The following is a 21030-nucleotide window of genomic DNA, read 5'->3' on the forward strand; positions in this document are numbered from 1 at the left end:
AGGTTCAGGGACGGCGGAGCTCTGCGGAGCCGGCACTGGACCCAACAGCCGGCCGCGCCAGCGGACGCCCACCAGGGCGTAGCGCAGCGAAGACCCAGGGCTTTTAGGGGCCGGGTTATGCCCATTGGCGGGCAGGTGGAGCCCTCCGCCACAGCTCAAAGCTGTCCCCACTGGGTATAACCCGGGTCCTCGAAGCGGTTATTTACGGCATTCTTTCTTCCGCGGGATGGGTCACCGATGCCGGATCCAGCTCCGGTCGGGCACTTGGGCGCAGTCCGTTATTCAGAACCGTAGGTATTCCCGCAAGTGGGTACGGCTGCACCAGCAATCATGGACGGACCAGCAGGTTCTTGTGAGGCTGGCGCCAGCCGTCGGCCAGCTCCTCGCTTGCGTCATAGTCATCTGCGGTCAGCTTGGCCCCTACACCCATGCCTCCAAGTTGGACAGGGCCCAGGGCGGGGTTGCCCCTGCAACTGGAGGACATCTGTTCTCCCTCCAGGTGATGGACTACAACCAGGCACACCCCGTCGGCCGGCAGTTTCTGTGAATCCGTTGGGTTTGGCCGTGCGGCATAGAGCGCGTATTCGCTCTCCTCCACCAGCAACCGTGTGCTGTCCGGTGCGATGCCCAGGTTTTCGGCTGCTTCTGCATCACCGGGGAAGGTATCAGCCGAACCAGCCGGAGCTTCCAGAGCAGATATTCCGGACTTTGGATCATTGCTGCAGCCGGCCAACGCCAGCAGTACGACAGCGCCGGCTGCCAGTTTGGTCAAAGTACGCATCATGTCCCTGTCTTGATCATTACCGCTTCACTGTGTACTTGGCGCCGAGGTTATCTGCGAGAGCTTCCAACTTCGTGTTTCTTTCGGGGTCCTTCACCCCGGGCGCGACTTCCGCCACGTCGGCGACAAACCAGTTGGGGCCCTCTACGAGGTAGACAGCCCCGGGGTTACCAGCTGCACTGACGTAGAGCTCGTATACGTTGCCGTAGGCTTCCTGGCTCTCAAACCAGAGAACTTCAACCGTCTCCGTGCACATCACCGCTTCCCCGGTAGGTACACCTGCTTGGGGGATTTTGGCCGGGGGGTCATCTACGTCATCCGCGCAGTCCAGCACGGCGTCGACTGCTTGGTACGTATCATCCAGCGATGTGAACTCCCGCGGTTCCTGACCTGCACCACTTGTGGCACCGCAGGCGGTAACCGAGCCAAGAAGCCCGAGCACCGTCGCCAAGGGTAGGAGCTGCCTTGCGTGTTTATTCACGTATCTTTCCCTCCATTTGTACAGCGTTTGTCTCACGCTAACCGCGCGACAGCAGACGAAGGAGAGTTCTGACGTTGCGAAGCAATAACTTCTGACTGGTTTCTACGGGCTACTACCCACCGACCGAGGGGCCACCGATTTCGGATCCAGTTCCGGCCTGGCTCTCAGGAAGCGTACGGCGTGGCGGAAGGATGTTCCGGTCATCGCGGTGTCGGCGGAGACTTCGATGACGAGCGGTTCCACCAGGGTCAGCTCGGTTTCGCCGGCGTCGGCGTTGAACCGGTCCAGGATGGTGGATTTCACCCGGCGCGGCCAGGGATGCTTCGGGCCGGCTGGCTGGAGCTGGGCGCCCAGCTGCTTCGCGGCTGTCGCTTTCAACGGCGCAGAGCGCCCGACAATGCGCAGTTTCCCTTTGACGGGGAGCCCGACGACGATTGCCTGGGGTCGGCTGATCGAGCCGATGACCGCAGCGCAGATAACGTCCACGGTGTCGCGGCTTTTGATTTTTTGCCACCGGCGCTGGCCGCCCGCATACGGTTCGCCGGCGGCCTTCACGACAAGGCCTTCCAGGCCCGCGGCGGGCAGTTCCTCGAACCATGTCGCCGCTGTGTCGAAGTCGCTGGTGCCCGGCGACAGTTCGAGGGGGGTTGTGTCCCAGTCTTTGGCAAGTTCCTCCAGCAGCCGCCGTCGGACCCGGAATGCCTCGCCCCGGAGGTCGTGTCCTGCGATGGCGAGCAGGTCGAATGCGACGAAGTGGGCCGGCACTTGGCGGGCCAGACCTGGCATGGCCTTCGCCGAGGTGCTTAGGCGCTGCTGCAGCGCAGAGAAGTCCAGGCGGTCCTCGGACCAGATCACGGCTTCTCCGTCGAGCAGGCATCCAGGCGGCAGCAGTTCTGCCGCTGCATTGATGAGGTCCGGGAAGTACCGTGAGAGGTTCTTGCCCTGCCGTGACCAGATGGAGGTCTCATCCCCGTCGCGGGCGATGACTGCGCGATACGTTGACTGAACTCTTTCTGCGCCCTCGGCGTGTTCATCCGGCTCGCGTGAGATGCGCATGTCAGCGTAAGTGGCATGGGGCAGACACATCGTGGAGTCGGCAGGGTTGCGGAGTTCGACAGCGGCGTACCGTACCGGGTGCTGTTCCCCAACGAGGAGCACTTCGAATCCACGCTTTTCCTGCGCGAGAAGCTCGCATCCGACAGTCCGCCTTCGACGTTGCGTAGTTACGCATACGACCTCTTGCGCTGGCTCCGATTCTTAGACGACAGGTTCGTCCCCTGGCAGAAGGCGGAGCGGACCGATGTGCGCGCGCTCGTCGAGCACATGCGTGCCGCTCCGACTGCTAACGCGATTCGACGCAAGCTGAAGCCTCAGCAAATCAACGGCATAACGCACAAGAGCGCACCAGCCATGACGTTCGCTCCGCGGACAATTAACCATCAGCTCAGCGTGCTCAGCGATTTCTACGAGTTCGCCATCGAAGCGGACCTGGGCCCGATAGTGAATCCCGTGCCGGCGGGCAGGTCTCGGCGAGAGCGACGCCATGACGGTCACCACAATCCCATGTACGACTTCTCTCCGCGCAAGCGTGCCGTCTACCGGCAGAAGGAGCCGAAGCCCACTTGGCGCGGGATCGATCCCCGACGAGCCAATGGATCGGATCTTTGATGCTCTGAAGAGCAACCGAGATCGTGCGCTGATGTCGTTCTGGTTGTCCAGTGGAGTTCGCGCACGAGAACTCTTGGGATTGGTTCACGGGCGCGACTACGACTTCGGCGCAATGACGATCACGGTCGAGTCAAAGGGATCGCGCGCACGTGAGGTCGTTCCCGCCAGTCCCGATGCGTTCGTCTGGTTGGGGCTTTACATGCTCGAAGGCCAACCCGCCGGTCCCGGAGATCCAGTGTGGTGGACGCTGCACGGCTCACCGCGAAGGCGCCTGAATTATCACGCCGCGCGTGCCATGTTCGGCCGCGCGCAGAAGGCGCTGGGATCGAACTGGACAATGCACGACCTTCGCCATACCGCCGCTGAACGCTTTCTCTCGGACGAGAGCTTCTCGCTCGTGGACGTGCAAACCATCCTTCGCCACGCCAACATCAGCACGACTACGATCTACACCCAACCCAGGATGGAGGACCTCGTGGCCAAAGCGCTGGAATTCTACGCCCGGCCGAAAGCCCCTTCGCCGACCGTCGAACCTGCGTACGATGACTCTGCCGTCCGCGAGTTGCTGGGCCTGAGTTGATGAATGAGCTTCGGAAATCCGATATCCAACGAAGACATCTCTCAGCCTCCAAACAAGGGCTGACGATGCCGGCTCTAGGGCCAGGAATGCAGGAAGAACCGCTGCTTTCGAAACGCGTCGGAGATCCCTCGCACTTCGGAGCGCGATGGTTCCGCCAGACCCGGCTGTGGATGAGAACGGACGCACGCGCCCCATCTGGGGCTACGACCGCGGGATCGCCGCACCACCCGTTCCCGACGACTCTCCCACCGCGCGAGCACAGCGAATGAGCGTGGAGGACACGCTCGCACACGTGTGCACCGTGCTCGGGGAGGGCATGCGCACGACGAAACACGAGGCTCGACGCCGTCGATCCATAGTCGCTTTGCTCCGATGGCTCGATGCTTTCCCCGGCGACAGCTGGGAAGAGCGATGGCTTCTGAGCGGTTTGGACGCAGCCCCGCAGACGTGGATGAACACCGTCGAAGCTGAAGCCGACCTGGCTGGCCTTGCGCTGACCAGTGGACTAAATGCGCTCTTGCTGGCCAGAGTTATCCGGCCGTCCTATTCGTGGCAGCTGTCGGCCGCTTATCACAACAGGAACCCCGCGCTGTTCCTAGAGACTCACGAGCCGGCCGCGACCGAGCGTCTCCGATCGTTGCCTGCGTACAAGGCAGCTAACACGCTGGCTCAGCGCAACGCAGAAATGTGCATCGCCCGTGTCGGTAGCGAGTACGAAGTGGACGGCTGGACGCTCGAACGGTTGAACCCGCCGATTCCGAAGGGGGCGCCCCCACGTGCCGGCGTGTGGGCGAAGCTTATCGCCGTCGCCCCCGGCGTGAGACCACCCCGACTGGAAAACGACCGTCTGAACGTCAAACGCATTGAGGAGAACAGCTTCTGGGCTTGGGCTGTGACCGAGACGCTTGCGGAAACCGGGTTGCGCATCGAGGAACTCACTGAGCTTTCGCAGCTGTCTTTCCGTCAGTATGTGCCGTCGACGACCAACACCATCGTCCCTCTCCTGCACGTCGTCCCGTCCAAGACAGACACGGAGCGGCTACTCCCGATGAGCCCAGAGCTCGTGAAGGTACTCGTGGAGGTTCAACGCCGAGCAAAGGGCGGCTCGACTATTGTCCCGCTGTCTGTGCGATACGACACAGACGACAAGGTCTTCAGCGATCCCTTGCCTCATCTTTTCGCACGCCCGGTCGGCGCGCGTCAGGAGGTCGTTTCGAAGGCGTACGTGCGTGCACGCCTCCTGGAGATCGCCGACCATGCTGGCATCGTCGATGCGGGCCAAAAGGTGATGCTCACGCCACACGACTTCCGACGGCTTTTCAGTACCGAGCTAGTGGCGAGTGGACTCCCGCTTCATATCACAAGCAAGTTGCTTGGCCACCTCAATCTACAGACGACGCGCGGGTACACCGCGGTTTTACCTGAACATGTGCTCCAAGCGCATCAGGCGTTCGTTGAGCGCCGTCGGACGATGAGGCCCTATGGAGAAAATCGCGAAGCAACCGAAAAGGAGTGGGCAGACTTCGAGAACCACTTCCTGCTGCGCAAGGTCGCGCTGGGCGACTGCCGGCGCCCATTCGCCACGCCGTGCATCCATGAAAACGCCTGTGCGAAGTGTCGCTTCCTCGACGTCGATCCCTACGGACTCGGGAGGCTTGAGATCATGGAAACCAACGCGGAGGAGCGTCTGGTCGAGGCTCGCGGGCACGTCTGGCTGGGGGAAGTAGCTGCGCTTGAAGAAAGCCTCGTCCACATTCGGCGACGCAAACAGGAGGCGGAGGCGAAGCTCGAGAAGATCGAAGCGGGTGCGGGTGATCTCATTTGACGCGAGGGCCTGGATGTATTCGTCCACCCCGCGAAGATGTCTTCATGGACCTTCCAGTGATGCCGCCATCGAAGCCGATGCTTGCGAAGGCAACATCGGACATTCCGGACCTCGGCCATACAGAACCCAAATGGGACGGCTTCAGAACGATAGTTTTCCGCGACGGCGACGAAGTCGTCTTGGGCAGCCGCAACGAGAAACCGATGACGAGGTACTTCCCCGAGGTGATTGAGGCGCTTAATACGACCAACTTGAGCAGCCGGTCGACTTCCGGCTGACGGACATCCTCAGCGGTGGGATCTGAACCTATCGCACGTCGTCGAGGACGGGCGGCTGATCACCGGACAGAACCCGAGGAGTGAACCCGACGTCGCGGAAGCGGTCGTGAAGGCGCTGAACGCGACCACCGATCAGCCCTGATGTTGTCCAGGCGCAACCCAGCGGCGTGGAGGCATCTGGCTCTCTGGCGTGTCAATCCCGCTTGAATATGTCAGCCTGTTTGGAGCCCACTAGGACGGACCGAACGGTACCCACCTGACGACATGCCGGATCTAATGACGGTTGATTGGCCTCCTGCCGTTGATCCCACTCTCGATGATGTCAGAGAGACAAGTGCACGTCGGCGTCGGCGTCACTCGGGGCGAAGTAGACAAGGTGATCGCCGAGGGCTTCCTTGAGGATGGGAATGAAGCCGAAGGACTCCCAGTAGGAGCGCAGATCCGCCTGGGCGGGCCTCATGCTCCGGCGTCCCTTCAGGAACGAGCGCAGCGTCGAGGGCGCATAGGCCTCTCAAACACCTTGCCCATACCACCGTGGCGCAGCAGGGCCATGCCATCGATCGAATCCGCCACGGCGACCACCCCGTCCCCAGCGGCACGCTCAGTCATACGTCCGCCAGGTCCCGCACCCCGCGCCCTCGGCCACGCGTATCACCGGGACCAGCCCGACAGCGGACACGAGGGTGCTCTCGTCGAAGGAAACCGTCACGGAGGGTCGGGTATAGGAAACGTACATCTGTGAGATGCCCTCTCATTGCGGTGGAACAGGACCTTAAATAAGTTCTATTCTTCCCGCTCGGACAGGCATTTTATGTCTGGGCTACCGGGCAGACCCGGACTTTAATCGGTGGATCGGGGTGTCTCTCCGGCCGGTCCATGACCGATGTGCTTGATGCGCTCTGGCTCGGCAAGGCGCAGAACGGCACACGCTCCGGCCCAGCTTCCTTTCCCCCCGGTCCCGATCGGCCGGCTGCGGGACCTGACCCGGTGACGGGCCGACCTGACCGGGGTCCGCAGGGCAGAGAAAAACGGAGTCGAGAAGCTCCTCGTGAATGTGTATCAAGTTCTCCGCCATAGCCGCCGATATCTTCAGTGTCTCCAGAGGGGACATGATGGCTGCACTCCGACCGCAATCCCAAAATGCTCGCGCAGCTGGCCCGGTCACGGCGACCGTTGCATGCTCAGCATCCAGGACAGGTCCGCGGCCGACGCGGCCAAAGCCGACACCCTTCCTCGGCAAACCCTGGTGACGCCTGCGGCCCGGCGCAGAACGCGCCTCGTCACTGGCTCGTCGCCACCCTCAAGAGGCTCATTGGCCAGATGGAACCTCTTGCCCCTGGGCGGACACTTAACGGTATGGACCACTACAGCGCAGCCATGAGGGACAGCGATATCTGGCCGGATGTCCTCAACGGGAACGGGGAGTCGTTTGGTTTCCTGTTCGTCCGCCATCGAGACCGCGTATTTGGACACAGCCTCAGGCTGGTCAGGACCGTACCCGAAGCCGAGGACGTGACGGCGATGGTTTTCCTCGAAACATGGCGGCTGAGGGCAAAGGTTCGACTGGTTAACGGTTCGATGCTTGGCTGGCTTCTGTTGACGACGAACAATGTCGCCAGAAACCAGATCCGGTCCACCTTGCGCTACCAGAAGCTGATTCGAAGGCTTCCGGCGCCACAACCCGAACCCGACCACAGCGAAGCGGTTCTTGAGGCGACCGATGCCGCCGCACGAAGCGCAGCGCTCCTGCAAGCCTTCCGTGCCCTGAACGCCAAGAGCAGGGAAATCCTCACCCTGTGTGTCCTGGAGGCAATGCCAGAGTCAGAAGTCAGCGAGCTCCTGCGCATCCCACCAGGCACCGTCAAATCGCGGCTCTCCCGCGCGAAAACAGCCCTCGCCACCGCACTCGGCAACAGTCAGGAACCAACCAAGACATCCTCACCAACTCCCACGGAGGAAACACCATGACCACCCCGGCTCCGAAGCCGCAATTCAGCGAGCGGCGCAGTGCTGCCATCCATGACCTGCTCGTCAGTACGTCCACGACAGGGACTGAGGAAAACCGGCACTTCCAGAACACTCAGCGAGCATGGACGCTGGTTCCTGCCGTTCTCTTGGCTCTCGCCCTCACGGCAGGCACAGTGGCAGTCATCCAATCTTACGTGACTGACAAGAACAGCGTGCTTTGTTTTGCCCGGGCAGAATTGAAGGGGGGGTGGTTTCCAGGGACCACGGCCATCGTGGGCCAGTCAAGCCTGACCGAGAGCACCGTCCCCATCGAAGACGCCCTGGCACTGTGCTCCGATTTATGGGCACATCATGTCCTGGATGCGGACATCCCTGATGGCTATACGGCCCCGGATGAGGACGATCCCGACGGCTCGTATCCGGTGCCCAACCCCTTGAGCGTCTGCGTCATGCCGGACGGCAGGGCCGCCGTGATTCCCGGTTCCGCGGAGGTTTGTACCGAACTGGGACTCGCTGTGAAGGCTGAATAGGCTCTGATTGCGGCCGCAGATCCACGGCCGGCACTGTGCGATGTTGTGCCCGGGCGCGGATTCCTATCGTCGGGTAGGAGGCAGTGGTCGGCCCCGCTGCCGGCGGTGTCCCGGTAGATGGCGTTGTTTTTGCAGCGCTATTTGGCGGTTCTCAGGCGCGAGTGAGGTGCGCGGTGTAGGTGTCCATTCCAATCCATACTTCGGGTTCCGCCACGATGGCAGGCCGAAGATTCATCAGTATCGCGGCTCCCCCGCGGGGATGAATTTTTCTGGCTCCCGGGTGGAATCGGGCGGCGGCAGGGCCATGCGGCGGCGTATAGCGTGGCGGGTATGGACCAAATTCTGAGATTCTTACGGCGCTGATGCGCCCCCTTGGCGGCTCTGATGTTCTGTGTCCTGGTGGACGGGCCGTCATTGGGGCCTCTACGGTTACTTCCTGGCCGAGCAGGGTCGGCTTCCGGTCATCGTTCTCGTCTCGGTGGCCATAGCCCTAGCGGGTCGCTGGGCTGCGGCTCCCCTTAGGGCGACGGCGGTGCTGCTGGTTCTGCAGCTGGCCCATGTTTTGGATCCGGTGCGCACAACGCCGTGGCAGGTCTACATCGGAGTTTTGCGCTTTGGGTCGCTGTTCAGTGAAGGTAGCCATCCCACTTGGGCTCGTACCAGGCGCCGCCGGGCAGAGCCCCGGGATCTGGGATCTTTTCCACGGCATGGGCCAGGGCGACCACCACAGGCGGTCGCAGATTCACCGGCAGCCCGGCATCCATGCAGCCCACGATACAAGGAACGCCTTGGACTCATTGGGCGGGGCGAGACGCTGGAATCTTTGGTTCGGGCACTTCGCTTAATTCGAATATGTGTTCTATTTTTAAGGGATGGATCGGGAGTCGCTGGCGAAGCTGGCGGCCCGTTACACCAGGCGGGCCGAGCCGGTGTCGCTGACTCCGGAGGAACTGGATTTCGAGCACTGCAAGGTCACCCGGGTGGTGCCGGGTGTGCCGGTGTGGGCGTGGATCCGGTTCCCGGGTGCGGCCGAGCTGGTCGCCGGTGAGGCCTTCGGGTGGACGTCGCGGGCGGTACAGGTCACCTGGACGGACGCAGGGGTCCGCCGGGTGACCTGGGTCTGGGCGTCCGCGGTGCGGCGGCGGAACGATCAGGTACGAAAGACATCTTTGGGAGACAGGACGGCACAGACCAGTGACAGCGGTACAGGAACAACTAGGCCAGAGAGCGCTCAATGAGCCGGTCGAAATCCGGTTCACACCCCAAGGGGTGCCGCTGGCCGTGCGCTGGCGGGGCCGGCTTTGGCCGGTAGCGGCTGAACCACTGCGCTGGTTCAGCCGCTGGAATTGGTGGGAATCAAACCTGCGGGCTGGACGTGGTCAGGGCAATATTGTCGACGTCGAATTCTGGCGGCTGCAGGTGCGCGCCACCTCGACGTCGCCTCTGCGGACGTTGGAGGTCCGCAAACACCCGGGCTGGGAAGGCTGGTATCTCGTCCACCTCTCCGACGAAGCCTAAGACTCAAAGACCCGCACAGAGCAGCCCTCCGCTTGTTTTCGCGGCCAAAAGGCACCCGATACCAAGCCTGCCGTCTCGAGGCCGGAAACTTGGTCTTGCCTATGGGTTGCACGCTAGATTCCTAAGCGCATCTCCCACTCCGCCAGCTGGCTAAGACAGTGTGTGGGCGTAAACGTCGACTGCGGTGAGGTGATCCGTTTTGTACAAGCCGGTGGGCACTCAGGTACGGGAAGCGGCCAGGAGCGGGCCGCTTCCCGTAGGTCCGAATTGGCTGTGGACTTCCTTCTTAGCCGTCGCCGGGCTTGCGCGGTTTCAGTCCGAGGCTTGCAGCTAACTCTTCCTCTGTCGTCCCTCTTAGGTCATCGGTTCTGGCGAGAAGGAGATCTATAGCCAGCCGAAGAAGAGTGTTGTCTGTAATTCGCTCGCCCGTTGTTGTCCCGTCGGGAAGGCGGCGGGCTGTGTTCAGTCGTCGAGTCAACAAGGTTAGTTCGTCCGCTTGTTCGGCGTACACGCGAGCTTCACGACGTTTAAATTTCAAATACTTCGGAACTCTGTTAGTCACAGGGTCTGGTGTTGTACTAATTACGGACTGGGCGGCAACTGTCGCAGATTGCAACGACTTGACTTCTTCGGGCACGGGTTTTGGGGCTACCGGCTCAGTCCGGTTAGAACGAATGAGTTGCCTTACTTCGCTCTTGGGTGCCGCTGCCTTAGGTGTCAGACCGCTAAGAGTCCGGCGCGTGGGTGCACTCAACGGGTGGCCTCCCCTGTCGCAACTGGGGCTTCTGAAGTTGCCACACCTTCATTGGCAGTGATCCGGGCGACGATCTCCTCTCCGAGAGCTTGGAAATCTTCGGCAACGCCGACAGCACTTTTTGATCTGGGGCCGTCGTGCTGAACGTTGTTACGGCGCAACTCCCACCACTTTGGTGCAGACAGAACCGCTTCTTCGAGTTCGAAAGCCAGCAGCCCTCTCTCACGGCTCTCTTGCGCTGCCGCCTCTGCATGTCTAATTGACGTAGTGAAAATCGGCGCCCCCTCCCCCAGGTCGTTTAGCACAGCTTCTCGAGCGGCCTCGGATACTCGCTTAGCTGAGCGGTTGACGCCGAACAGCACGACACCCAGAAGGTCAATGTCCGGATTAATCTCCACGACTGCGTCCAGCCGGCGCGCGACATCTCTGAGTCCCTTGCGCGAGGAAGCATCAGTCTTCACCGGGATCAATGCCCAGCGGGCCGCTGCTAAAGCCGCTTGCTGAAGCGTCTCTTGGCCCGGCGGACAGTCGATGAAGATCAAGTCGTAGTCAGGTGCCGCTGGCGCAAGGGCTGCAGCCAATGCGGCCTTGGCGCCTTGCGGATCCTTTTGCGCCTTCATGGTGAGACCGGCTGCTGCCATATCTAGGTGCGAGCCACCGACTAACACGTCGAGATTCTCCCTGATGCCCACGACGGGTTTGAGTGCGCTACCGAATGCCAGTGTCTGGGCAAGCCCCAGCCCGTCATCGTTGACGTCACTCGCCGTGTAGCCCAGTTCCTCAGCCAAATTGCCCTGGGGATCCATATCCACCAACAAAACCCTGTAGCCGCTTGCGGCAAGCATGCCACCGATGTTGGCGGTGATCGTTGTCTTTCCTACACCTCCTTTGCCGTTAACGACGGCAACCACTCGCTCCAGTCCCTGTGTCATATGCGCTCCCTTCCTTCTTTGGCCATCTTCGCGCCCGAACTATCACAAAGCCGGGAGGCGCGCCGTAACTCTGTAAGTCCGTGACTCCAGCACTCTGTTAGTTCCGGAGTCAACCGCCCTCCCTCATATCCTGCGAAGGACTTGACGCTCCACAAGGGCAGTTGAGGCTGAGTATTTGACTAACAGAGTTACAGAGAGAAGCAGTTTCACCCGCGAGCCCCGGCCGAGAACTGGATTACTGCACCGATTCCGCCCTCCTGATACTCCGTGAGTCTCAGACTCTGTTAGTCCCGTACTCACAATCAGCGGACGCATGACCGCTGGGTCCTGCCCCACAAAGTCAGTTGAGCCGTATGTTTGACTACAGAGTTACAGAGACAAGCAGTTTCCCAAGTCCCAAAGTCTGTAGCTCTGTTACACCGTTACTCTGTTAGCCCCAAGACTTACCCAAGTGCGGCCCGAGCCATGAGAACAACTCACACCGCTAAACTCACAGACTCACAGAGCTCTGTATGGTTGTGCAACGGGAAATCTGCTGGACTGCTGCAGTCACTTATCGCTATTTCCTCGTGGCGCGACATTAACCAACCTGTACGGACCGGGGGAGTCAATCGAACGGCGTTGATGGGCAAGAAGCGAAAGCGAGCCTCGGTCACATGCACCTCCAACAGACTGACGGACTAACAGAGTTACATACTCTTTCCACTCGGTAGTCACCGCCATCTGCACCCAAGGCCCGCCATTGAGTACAGGTCATGGGGGGCCCTGCCTCCGCGGTCAGACAGACGGCCCCGTCGCCAGGAATACCGCAGGCCAAAGCCCAATCATCGCGGTGCACCAGCTCAACTCTGGGACTACAGAGTTAAGACGCTCGCCTGTAGACCACGTCCACTAGTGATTGTTCTTCTGGGGGTCCGTCGTCCCAATATGGGTAGTCGTCTAGTGCCAGCGCCAAAAGTGGCTCCTTGGAGAGTATGCGTTTAGCCAACCATTGGTGCCATATTGCTCGTTCAGTGCGGTAACGCTTGCGCTGGGCTGCAATGCTCTCCAAGACTCCGAAGCGTTCAGCCAGTGCCCGGAGACTTGTCGCTTCTACGAATTTCCAGCCCTCGTGAGTGCGTTGGATCATTTTCCACGCGGCCAGGATTTCCAGTGCTTGAGCGGTGGCTCTGGGGGAGAGGCCGCTGCATCGCGCGATATCGGCTGTAGTGAGGGGGATATCGCTTTGCTCGATGGTCTCGTAGACAAAGGCGCTGACAACACCGAGTTCGCGGAAAACGGGGCGGAGTGCGTGCAGTTTCCCTGGCTTCCAGGCTTTACGCTCGGCACTTTCTCTGAACTCGTCTGGGATGACGAGTTCGTAGAGGTCCGCATGCACGCCGCGTGCTTCGTTCGCGAGCCGAATCAGGCGATGCTCTCCAGTGCCTAGTTCACGCAATTGCCTGGCAACTGTGGTCTCGTGTGTGCCCGTGGCCAGTGCAAGTGACCTCACACCGAACTCAATGAAGCGGCTGCCGGCCTTGCTGGCTGCTTCGCCCATCGCCCGGAGCAGCATCCGCATTCCAAGCCCTGCCCTGGAACCGATCAGGGAACGTTCGTAGGTTGCCAGCGCGTTGCGCCAGGTGAGCAGGTATTGGTATTCAGCGGGGGACTTCGGTTGCGGCAGCAGGGTAAGTACAGGGGGGTGTGTATTTGGCGGGCTTGTGTAGCTTTTATGCCGGTTGTTATTCCCTTCATCGCGGACTTCATGTTTTTTGGTGAAGCTTTGGACGTAGGTGACGGCCTTTTGCCAGTCCCGGTGCAAGGCCTTGCTGCGGTGGGTGGGGGAGTACCGGGAGTAGAACGCGACCATGCCAGCCCAGGTGTTTTGGTGCATCAGACGCTGAACATCCGTCAGGGACCAGCCGGCCGCTACCGCGGACGCCAGTACGCCTTGGCGGGCCTCCGACGGGCTGGAGTACCGGCTGGTGTCGTAATTGCCGCTGCGGGCAATAAACTCCTTGGCTTGGGGCAGTGCCCGGGGTCCGCCGGAGCGGGGCAGGGTTTCCGCGGGTTCCAGCAGCTCCAAAGGCTGGCTCCGGCGCTGCCTGACAGTGTCCAACTCATCGCGCAGGTCCTGGCGCAGGTGCTCCCACGCCGGCCACTTGTTGCGCCGGGCCTTGGCGACGTCGTAGGCAGTGTTCAGGCTCATCGTGAGCCTCTGGTAACCGCCTTTTTTCCAGACACTTCCGGGTACCCGGATGGCTCCGGTGGCGGCGTTTTCGTGCGGACCGGGGTCGATGCTGGTAAACCGCTTGGACAGGGCCTGAACGAATTCCTTGGCGTCAGTGAACACCACGGCAAAAGCCAGAGGGATGTACAGGTGGCGTCCGCCGCTGGGGGACTGGTCTTCGATCCAGCGCACGTCGTTGGCCGAGAACCAGGTACGCAGCCTGCGGTAGTCGTCGTCGACTTTGTTCTGGCCGCCGCGGCTGACGTCCAAGTCCAAGCAAAGGGTACGAACCATTCCGTCCCGGCCGCAGGTCCGCACCGCTGCCGGGAATGAGGGGAGGGCTTCGGACAGGGCGCGTTCGCCACTGTTTCTGTAGGTCTTGCCGCCGTCCTTGGACAGTCGCATGTACGGGCCGGAGGCGATCAGCGGTGCAAGGGCTCGCCACTCTGCCGCGGCCAGGTCCCGGTCTGAGGAAGCCGATGGGGAGCCCGTTTTCGACGCGCCGGGCGGCGTGGTCGGCAGGGCATCACTCGTTGCAAATGCGCGTGCGTGTATGATGGACTCAATTCCATATGGAAGAGGGCATGAAAATACCCGGTTCTGTATGAAGCTTGCTGTTGAAGAATCTTGGCGGAAACGCAACAGTGAGCTTGGATAACTTCATTTAGAAGGCCCGCTTCGTGCGGGCCTTCTTCTTTTAACTGGCCCGGCTGATAGGCAGAGCCTCCTGACCGTGCAGTGAATCGAGATCGATGGACATCAGGTGTTCGTGCATGACCCGGGCAACGTAATCGCTGACCGTACTGCCTTCAGCCTCGGCGACGCTGCGGAGCTTGTCAGCGTCGGGTACCGGCATTCGGGCTCCAATAAGGTGGCGTTCGCCTTTGCTACGACGCCCGCCGCGACGGTTTCCTGAGATAGCCATGTGGCAATTCAATCGGTTACTGTAACCGATTGACGTGAAGCTGTTCGGCGTGTCGGGAAACACTTGGTTGATCCTCAAACCACTGCTCGAGCTGCCGCCGACGAACTCCGCTCGTCGAGTACGGTGTCCACTTGATAGAGCCAGGGCTTGGTCGGAGCTGGCCGGGGCGCTTTGGCTGCTGCAACTGCACCTAGTGGCGGGGTTTCGCGGGTAGTTGTAGCTGGCGGGGCGGGCAGCGCCGTTCGTACCGCATCATGCTTGATTCCGGGCATGTTTCCTTCCTTGTGCTAAACATGGTCATTGGATTGCTCGGGGATTGGGCAGTTATGTCTAGGCCTTCCACGAGCGGGGATGCCGTCCTATAAGAGTGTACTCACACATGCGTGACTCATGTGTGAAAGTTCGTGTAGTGGAGATGTAGTGCGCAGAAGTAGGGATGGGTTCGCAGAGGTCGGCCTGCCACGCCGAATGCCACAGGCCACTGTTGAGCAGCTGCAACTTGCGGGCCAGGTATCTTTTGACCAGCTGCTTGCCTCAGTTGAAGCCGTGCATGGCAAACCTATTACTGTTCGGATAGTGCCAGAGTCCGCCATACCTGGCCTTTCCGGACTTTGGCTCGAAACAGATGTCAAGTCCCACATCCTGGTTCCTGAAGATCACTCGGACCTGCACCGAATGCACGTGATCTGCCATGAGTTTGGCCATATCCTGCTCGACCACGAGGGGTGCGACGGGCTCGCCGCTTCCATGCCGTCGGTCTTCAGCCATGTGGGGCAGAAGAAAGGCATCAAACGGATGCTTGCCCGATCCCCGCAATGGAACGACACGGAAAAGGCCGCCGAGGAAGTCGCCTACCTGCTATCTCGAATAGTGCTGGCCACGCCGGCTGCCCCGATCAGTGACTTCGAAAAGGTCTTTGGATGAGCCTGCTGCAGATACTGCCTGCTCTCATCCTCTGGACTGTGGTGCTTACTCGGATCGTTGGGTTGAGGTTCGGCTGGAAGCCTGGAATTCTCACGGCGATGGTCCCCGTGTCGATTGGCACGACACTGAATATTGATCCGGTGTACCTGGCCGTTGACCCTGTACTTGGCGATCGAAATATTCTGAACTTGGTGGTCCACCTTGTTTTGGGGCTTGGCATGACCGAGCTCAGTCGTCTGATCGTAGCCGCGACAGGAGCCTCAAACACCCGCTGGCGCTTACTGGTACTGGCGGGAATCGCGTTCTCGATTGTTCAAGCAGCTCTGCTGCTCACCTCAGAAACGCCAGGGTCAGCCACTAACTTCACCGACGCTTTCGCGGGTATTCCAACTATCGGTTGGTATCAGAGCTTGTTCTTCGTCTGGATCGGGATCATCTCCGGTTACACCGGAATCGAATGTCTTCGCCGGGACAGGACCGGCGAAACGGCGTCCTTCCGCGTCGGGTTCGATATCACCGCTGTGTCTTGCCTTATCGGCGTGCTGGCGGTTGGGGTCAAGTTGCTGCTGGTGGGGCAGGCGGCGTCTGGGGTGGGAAGTAACGCCTCGAATATTGTTTATGTGGGCTACCGGGCGTTGGTCGCGGTTACCTTGATTGGCTTCGCTGTGGGTTTCGCGCTTCCTGCGTACCAGCGCATCCGGTTGCAGTGGGCTGAACGAAGGCGAATCCGAAGTGCGCTTCTGAGGCTTCGACCCATTGTGGGCCGGCTCGTTGAAACGGATGCGGGCCAACGAGCTAGGGAAGGAGCGGCCCTTAGTCTGCGTCCGCGGTCAACTCGGAACCAGCTATACCGATGGGTGATCTTCATACACGATATACGGGTTCAAAATCCAGGGCTTTTGTCCGCCGACGAAATCGAGTTAGTAGACACCATTGAGGCAAGAATTGCACACCCAGGTCCGATTAGCGCCGCCCAAGTCCAGATTGGCAGCTAGTTTCTCGAAGGTGTTCGCACCCGCAGTTGTCCTGCTAGTCGTTATCGTCCTGGCTGGAGTGAATGCCGGGCTCGGTTTCTTGAGTGTGGTTGCGCTTGCCGTCGGCATCATCGTCGTCCCCGGATTCACCTACAAGAAATACTCCCTGGTCTCCGAGAAGCTGGGTTTGCCTGCAACATGGCGGACAGGGGTGGTTACAATACTGACTGTTGTTGGGGTAATTGCTTGTGCTGCGCTGAATGTCCCGGCTCCGGTTTCGGCAACAGTCGCAGGACTCGTTGCAGGAAATGCGGGGTTGGCCTTGGCACGACGCTGGCTGAACGCCTCGGCCCACGTGTCAGTTATATCCTTCGCTGCTCTATGGGGGACGGCGGTATTCGGCCCTCCCCTCGGTTGGCTGTTGGTACTATCGCCAATGATGATGGTGAGTCGAACCGCTCTGAAGGAACACACCTGGGGTGAAGCCTTGGCCGGGGCCCTTATCGGAATAGCCACCTTCGGCTGTTTCGTCGGAGCTATAAATTGGAGCTGGATCACTTGAGCGATTTCGATCTGTCGCCGGAGCGGGCCGCTGGGATCCGCCGAGCAGAAACGCTCGCACGGAAGATCAATCTTCTGCTGGACGTGATCATGTCTGACAGCGGTAAGCCTTTTGACTACCCGGCCATCCGTGATGGGGCGCAGAAGGCCGGCTACTATCTTTCCCGGACCAGATGGTCACTGCTGAAGGCAGGCAAAGAGCAGGTGGTCCCGAACGAAGCACTGCGCGCGATAGCTTCTGTCTTCGACGTGGATCCTGAGTATCTCCTTCAGGAGGGCGGTAAATTGCCTGAACGAGTGGAAGCTGAACTGGAGTTGCTCCGCAGTATGAGGCGCGCGGAGGTGCGGAACTTCGCCGCCCGCGCCCTGGGACCGGTCGATCCCGAAGCACTGAAGGCGATTACCAAGATCTTGGACGAGGAAACCTAAGGCAACGTCCGGCACCTTTCACCGACGCATGTAGCACCGCTACTCCCTAATCAGCAACAGTGCTGTTCACGCATGTGTGACACATGCGTGATAGGGTCAATCCGATGCAACGGGATGCCTGCACACATCTAGTCGTCGATGATCGCACCATAGAGGGCACCTCATTCGCCCAACAGATACCTCATGTATATGAGCCCACGCTCGCGCAGCTTTGCGAGGTCGATGGTGTAGCGGACACGCTGTCCGATCCGTTCACCGACCTCCCCGTCAGCAGAGACGAGCCCTTCGGCTTCAAGAGCCTTGATATGGGTGTAGACCTGCCGGTAATCGACGCCGATTCGTTTTGCGACATTGCCGGTGGTGTCACCACTCGGTTGCTGAGCCAGGTCGCGGATAACCGCCGCCCTCAAGGTGTTCGCATTGAAAACACTCAAAGCATTTCCAACCTCATGGGGAAGCCCGGAAATGGGCTTGTAGATGCGCGGCACTCCATAATTCTCGCCTACCTCATCGTAAAGTGATGCTACCATCACTTTAAAGATGATGCTTGTCTTATCCTTTCCATTGCTCAGAAGGGGGATCAGCCTTGCAATCGCCAGGTCTCCTTACCGGCGCCGTTGCTTCGGTGTCCGTGTTGTCCCTAGGTTTGATCTTCGCCTTAGCGCTGCAGCCCGCCGGGTCGGAACCAGCCTCGGCAGTATGCGCACCGGCCGTTTCAGCCGCTTTCGACGGCAATGCAGCGGTTGAAAGGTACTCGGCGGAGCAGCTGGAAAATGCTGCGGCCATCATCAACGAAGGCGACAGGCTAAACCTGCCGGTTAAAGGGCAAATGATCAGCGTGATGGTTGCCTTGGGCGAGTCAGGTCTCAGAGTCCTGGACCATGGCGATGGCCCAGGACCGGATTCCAGAGGCCTGTTTCAGCAGCGCGACAACGGCGCGTGGGGCTCCTACGCAGACCGCATGGACCCAACCATCAGCGCCACGAACTTCATCAAAGCCTTGCAGAAGGTTGAGGGCTGGGAGCTGTTGGAGCCGACCCTTGCCGGAAACAAGGTCCAGCGCAACGCCGACCCGTACCACTACCAGAAGTACTGGCCCGAGGCCGTCAAGCTCGTCCAGGCACTCTCGGACGGGAAGTTCTCACTGGAAGGCAGCGACTGCGCCATCCCTGGGAATTCCGGTGCCGGGGATGACTACCCGTGGAAAGACTCTCCCACCTGGATGCAGGCGGGAGCCGGAGCTGCCGCCGCGTCGCCGCTGGGCATGTTTCACCGCGAATGCGTGGACTTCGCCCTGTGGCGGGTGAACCAGCAGATGGGATCGACCAGCGCACCGTTCAAGTTCCTCAACGGCAATTTCCGTCCGGACGGGCAGCGCCTTGGTTCGGCGCTGACGTGGAAGGCCGGCTGGGATGCCAAGGGCTGGCCCACCGGTTCCGTTCCTCGTGTCGGGGCGGTTGTCTGGTACGCGCCGGGGGCCGGGGGAGCGGACCCCACTTTCGGCCACGTCGCCGTGGTCAAGGAGGTCAGGGACGACGGCACCTACGTCGAAGAGGGATACAACGGCAACCCGCCCCCGGATGACCACAACTACTACACCCGGACCGTCAGCAGCGATGTCCCTTCAGCCTTCCTGTACCTGCCTACTCAAGAGGAGAAAGCGTGAAAGAGTCTCTGGCCCTCATCGCGGTGGCCCTGCTCTGCGCCGCGTGCGCACCGGCAGCGAACACCACACCGGCCCCGGTGCCCAGCACGGCCGCCACAGCCTCAGCACCGGTCTCCCTGAGCGCGGGCAGCGGCCCGCAGGCTCCAGAAGGCACGGTGCCGGCCACCATCGGCATCAGCTGGGATCAGGCAAGCAAGGACGCCGCCGTAGACATTGCTGAGAAGGCCATGGCGGACTTCGCCCGCCCGGGCGTGGAGGAAAAGCAGTGGGCCAACGACCTGGCCCGCTGGCTCACGCCGCAGGCCACCGCCGATTACTCCGCCGTGGATCCCGCCAATGTCCCCGCCACTCGGGTCACTGGCCCCGCGACGCTGACGGTCGATGAGGCGAACGGCTACGGCGTTATGGCAGCCGTGCCGACTGATGCCGGGACCTACGCCGTGCAGCTGCTCCGTACAGGCCAGGAGGCCCCGTGGAAGGTCAACCGGCTCACCCCGCCCGCCTCCTAAGCACCCGCACCTCGCCAACCCCGTCAACGTAAGGAATCAGGTTTCATGAGCACCACTCCAACAGAGGTCCTGGCCTTCCCGAACATCAAGGCCATCATCAGCGACAACGGCACAGCCGAGGTCACCGTCGCGGGGAACTCCCGCGTCGTCCCTGCAGGGGAGACGCTGCAGGACCTGCGCGACAACGCCCTGGCCCTTGTCGTGGCCGAAGCCAAGACGTTGCAGCGCCCCGTCCGGGTTCGCATCGAAGATCCCGAAGGACACGGCGAACTGATCGTCCACCCGGGCGGCAACGTCGAATCCGTCTCCTACGAGCCCCGGCCCGGCCGCCGCCGCACTGCCGCACCCGCCAGCACGCCTGCTGCGGCCGCCGCCGAAGTCACCGACACCACTCCAGCGCCAACGCCTGCGGTGACGCCTGAAGCTGCCCAGCCGACGGTGGAACGCCAGCCGTGGCCGCCCCTTGCCGCGGAGACTGCGTTGGACGTGGCTCCGGCCGCCGAGGCACCGCAGCAGGCCGTTGCAGCCGACGCGCCGGTGACCCGACGGAGCCTGAAGGAGACCTCCTTCCTGGTGAGCGCCCCGGTGCTGGAGCCGGCCACGCAGGGCTGGCGCGGGACCTTGACTCGCCTGGGCTTCCGGATGGACCCCTCAGAGGAGGAGCTGTCCGAGCGTGAGGATATTCGCACCGTCAGCCAGCACTGGCCCGGCCCGCGGACCATCGCCGTGGTCAACCGCAAGGGCGGGGCCAACAAGACGCCCACGGTTGTCATGCTCTCGGCGATCCTTGCCCGCTACAGCGGCGCCGCGACCGTGGCCTGGGACAACAACGAATCCCAAGGCACCCTGGGATGGCGGACCGAGAAAGGCGCCCACGACCGCAGCGTCCTGGACCTGATCGATTCCTCCACCGAACTCCTGTCCCCTTCCACGAACGCGGCCGAGATCGCCAAGTTCGTCCACCACCAGACCGCCGACAAGTTCGATGTGCTGCGCTCGGACGAAAACGAAGAAGGCGACCACGAAGTCACCGCAGAGGAAGTGGACATCGCCCACCAGGTCCTCACCCGGTACTACCGACTGGTCATCATGGACTCCGGCAACACCGCCAGGGCCGCCAACTGGCGGCGGATGATCGACCACACCAACCAGCTAGTCGTCCCCGTCACCGCCATCGAGGACCGTGCAGAAGCAGCCCGGCTGACCCTGCAGACCCTCGAATCCCGTGGCGGCCACGACGCCGAGCTGGCACGCAACGCCGTCGTGATCGTCTCCGAGTCCACCGACGCCAAGCGCAGCATGACTGGGGATGCCCTGAAGCGGGCGAAAGCCGAGGCGCAGCGGATCGCGGACGGCTTCGAACCGTTCGTGCGCGCCGTCGTCCGTATCCCGTACGACCCCGCCCTGGTCAACGGGCCGATCCGTTACGAAGCGCTCCAGCCCGTGACCCAGCGGGCGTGGCTCGCGGCAGCGGCCGCTGTCGCCAAAGGCTTCTAGAACGATCCCTACGGAACT

Annotated in this window: 23 protein-coding genes and 1 pseudogene; 15 read left to right on the forward strand and 9 right to left on the reverse strand. The window is 61.4% G+C overall.

What is annotated here, in order from left to right:
• Nucleotides 1-328: 328 nt before the first annotated feature.
• The 3 genes from AC5RW2_RS32090 to AC5RW2_RS32100 all read right to left on the reverse strand — a co-directional run bounded on the left by AC5RW2_RS32090 (nt 329) and on the right by AC5RW2_RS32100 (nt 2318).
• Nucleotides 329-784, reverse strand: a complete 456-nt coding sequence (locus AC5RW2_RS32090; protein ID WP_493941354.1) for a hypothetical protein — start codon at nt 782-784, stop codon at nt 329-331.
• 16 nt (nt 785-800) lie between these two features.
• On the reverse strand, nt 801-1262 hold the full coding sequence (locus tag AC5RW2_RS32095) for a hypothetical protein (RefSeq protein ID WP_493941355.1): 462 nt from the start codon (nt 1260-1262) through the stop codon (nt 801-803).
• 102 nt (nt 1263-1364) lie between these two features.
• Nucleotides 1365-2318 carry an ATP-dependent DNA ligase gene (locus tag AC5RW2_RS32100; protein ID WP_493957940.1) on the reverse strand — a complete coding sequence of 318 codons (954 nt, stop codon included), beginning with the start codon at nt 2316-2318 and terminating at the stop codon, nt 1365-1367.
• Between the two features lie 15 nt (nt 2319-2333).
• On the opposite strand from AC5RW2_RS32100, the gene AC5RW2_RS32105 reads away from it, so the two are divergent.
• From AC5RW2_RS32105 to AC5RW2_RS32120, 4 genes and pseudogenes are all read left to right on the forward strand, one after another.
• Nucleotides 2334-2930 carry a site-specific integrase gene (locus tag AC5RW2_RS32105; RefSeq protein WP_493941361.1) on the forward strand — a complete coding sequence of 199 codons (597 nt, stop codon included), beginning with the start codon at nt 2334-2336 and terminating at the stop codon, nt 2928-2930.
• Complete coding sequence (locus AC5RW2_RS32110) at nt 2914-3510, forward strand: tyrosine-type recombinase/integrase (RefSeq protein ID WP_493941362.1); 597 nt, start codon at nt 2914-2916, stop codon at nt 3508-3510. Before AC5RW2_RS32105 ends, AC5RW2_RS32110 begins: the two co-directional genes overlap by 17 nt.
• A 265-nt stretch (nt 3511-3775) precedes the next feature.
• Nucleotides 3776-5335 carry a tyrosine-type recombinase/integrase gene (locus AC5RW2_RS32115; protein ID WP_493941363.1) on the forward strand — a complete coding sequence of 520 codons (1560 nt, stop codon included), beginning with the start codon at nt 3776-3778 and terminating at the stop codon, nt 5333-5335.
• 44 nt (nt 5336-5379) lie between these two features.
• Nucleotides 5380-5574: pseudogene (locus AC5RW2_RS32120) on the forward strand (ATP-dependent DNA ligase); the annotation flags it as partial.
• A gap of 361 nt (nt 5575-5935) precedes the next feature.
• Here AC5RW2_RS32120 and AC5RW2_RS32125 read toward each other — a convergent pair.
• Nucleotides 5936-6073: a hypothetical protein gene (locus tag AC5RW2_RS32125; protein WP_493941378.1), complete on the reverse strand. Its 138-nt coding sequence runs from the start codon at nt 6071-6073 to the stop codon at nt 5936-5938.
• An 896-nt stretch (nt 6074-6969) separates the two neighbouring features.
• Between AC5RW2_RS32125 and AC5RW2_RS32130 the strand changes: the two genes are divergently transcribed.
• Nucleotides 6970-7581, forward strand: a complete 612-nt coding sequence (locus tag AC5RW2_RS32130) for an RNA polymerase sigma factor (RefSeq protein WP_493941364.1) — start codon at nt 6970-6972, stop codon at nt 7579-7581.
• Complete coding sequence (locus AC5RW2_RS32135) at nt 7578-8111, forward strand: hypothetical protein (RefSeq protein ID WP_493941365.1); 534 nt, start codon at nt 7578-7580, stop codon at nt 8109-8111. The genes AC5RW2_RS32130 and AC5RW2_RS32135 overlap by 4 nt, the downstream gene beginning before the upstream one ends.
• A 626-nt stretch (nt 8112-8737) precedes the next feature.
• Here the strand turns inward: AC5RW2_RS32135 and AC5RW2_RS32140 are convergent.
• On the reverse strand, nt 8738-8875 hold the full coding sequence (locus tag AC5RW2_RS32140) for a hypothetical protein (RefSeq protein ID WP_493941366.1): 138 nt from the start codon (nt 8873-8875) through the stop codon (nt 8738-8740).
• 108 nt (nt 8876-8983) lie between these two features.
• Here AC5RW2_RS32140 and AC5RW2_RS32145 point away from each other — a divergent pair, with 108 nt between their 5' ends.
• Both AC5RW2_RS32145 and AC5RW2_RS32150 read left to right on the forward strand, forming a co-directional pair.
• A complete protein-coding gene (locus AC5RW2_RS32145) occupies nt 8984-9349 on the forward strand; it encodes a hypothetical protein (RefSeq protein WP_493941367.1) in 366 nt (121 codons plus the stop codon).
• Between the two features lie 31 nt (nt 9350-9380).
• A complete protein-coding gene (locus AC5RW2_RS32150) occupies nt 9381-9629 on the forward strand; it encodes a hypothetical protein (RefSeq protein WP_493941368.1) in 249 nt (82 codons plus the stop codon).
• A 750-nt stretch (nt 9630-10379) separates the two neighbouring features.
• Here AC5RW2_RS32150 and AC5RW2_RS32155 read toward each other — a convergent pair.
• From AC5RW2_RS32155 to AC5RW2_RS32165, 3 genes are all read right to left on the reverse strand, one after another.
• Nucleotides 10380-11315, reverse strand: a complete 936-nt coding sequence (locus tag AC5RW2_RS32155) for a ParA family protein (protein WP_493941369.1) — start codon at nt 11313-11315, stop codon at nt 10380-10382.
• A gap of 862 nt (nt 11316-12177) precedes the next feature.
• Nucleotides 12178-13932 (reverse strand): MarR family transcriptional regulator, encoded by a 1755-nt coding sequence (locus AC5RW2_RS32160; protein ID WP_493941370.1) that lies wholly within the window; start codon nt 13930-13932, stop codon nt 12178-12180.
• 292 nt (nt 13933-14224) lie between these two features.
• Complete coding sequence (locus tag AC5RW2_RS32165) at nt 14225-14515, reverse strand: hypothetical protein (RefSeq protein ID WP_494074932.1); 291 nt, start codon at nt 14513-14515, stop codon at nt 14225-14227.
• 405 nt (nt 14516-14920) lie between these two features.
• Between AC5RW2_RS32165 and AC5RW2_RS32170 the strand changes: the two genes are divergently transcribed.
• The 4 genes from AC5RW2_RS32170 to AC5RW2_RS32185 are packed head-to-tail and all read left to right on the forward strand — an operon-like array spanning nt 14921 to nt 17340.
• Complete coding sequence (locus AC5RW2_RS32170) at nt 14921-15376, forward strand: ImmA/IrrE family metallo-endopeptidase (protein WP_493941372.1); 456 nt, start codon at nt 14921-14923, stop codon at nt 15374-15376.
• Nucleotides 15373-16371, forward strand: a complete 999-nt coding sequence (locus AC5RW2_RS32175) for a hypothetical protein (RefSeq protein ID WP_493941373.1) — start codon at nt 15373-15375, stop codon at nt 16369-16371. Before AC5RW2_RS32170 ends, AC5RW2_RS32175 begins: the two co-directional genes overlap by 4 nt.
• Before the next feature lie 10 nt (nt 16372-16381).
• Nucleotides 16382-16912 (forward strand): hypothetical protein, encoded by a 531-nt coding sequence (locus tag AC5RW2_RS32180; protein WP_493941374.1) that lies wholly within the window; start codon nt 16382-16384, stop codon nt 16910-16912.
• Nucleotides 16909-17340 (forward strand): hypothetical protein, encoded by a 432-nt coding sequence (locus AC5RW2_RS32185; RefSeq protein WP_364651398.1) that lies wholly within the window; start codon nt 16909-16911, stop codon nt 17338-17340. The genes AC5RW2_RS32180 and AC5RW2_RS32185 overlap by 4 nt, the downstream gene beginning before the upstream one ends.
• Before the next feature lie 161 nt (nt 17341-17501).
• On the opposite strand, the gene AC5RW2_RS32190 is transcribed toward AC5RW2_RS32185, so the two are convergent.
• The gene (locus AC5RW2_RS32190) at nt 17502-17828 is read right to left on the reverse strand and encodes a helix-turn-helix domain-containing protein (protein ID WP_493941375.1); all 327 of its coding nucleotides are present in this window, start codon (nt 17826-17828) and stop codon (nt 17502-17504) included.
• Between the two features lie 473 nt (nt 17829-18301).
• Here AC5RW2_RS32190 and AC5RW2_RS32195 point away from each other — a divergent pair, with 473 nt between their 5' ends.
• From AC5RW2_RS32195 to AC5RW2_RS32205, 3 genes are read left to right on the forward strand one after another with little or no spacing between them, the layout of a single operon-like run.
• Nucleotides 18302-19006 (forward strand): CHAP domain-containing protein, encoded by a 705-nt coding sequence (locus AC5RW2_RS32195; protein ID WP_493957943.1) that lies wholly within the window; start codon nt 18302-18304, stop codon nt 19004-19006.
• Nucleotides 19003-19515, forward strand: a complete 513-nt coding sequence (locus tag AC5RW2_RS32200) for a hypothetical protein (RefSeq protein ID WP_493957944.1) — start codon at nt 19003-19005, stop codon at nt 19513-19515. The genes AC5RW2_RS32195 and AC5RW2_RS32200 overlap by 4 nt, the downstream gene beginning before the upstream one ends.
• Nucleotides 19516-19560: 45 nt before the next feature.
• Nucleotides 19561-21012: a MinD/ParA family ATP-binding protein gene (locus AC5RW2_RS32205; RefSeq protein ID WP_493957945.1), complete on the forward strand. Its 1452-nt coding sequence runs from the start codon at nt 19561-19563 to the stop codon at nt 21010-21012.
• Nucleotides 21013-21030: the final 18 nt, after the last annotated feature.

The organism is Arthrobacter sp. B0316-1-20, assembly GCF_059091865.1.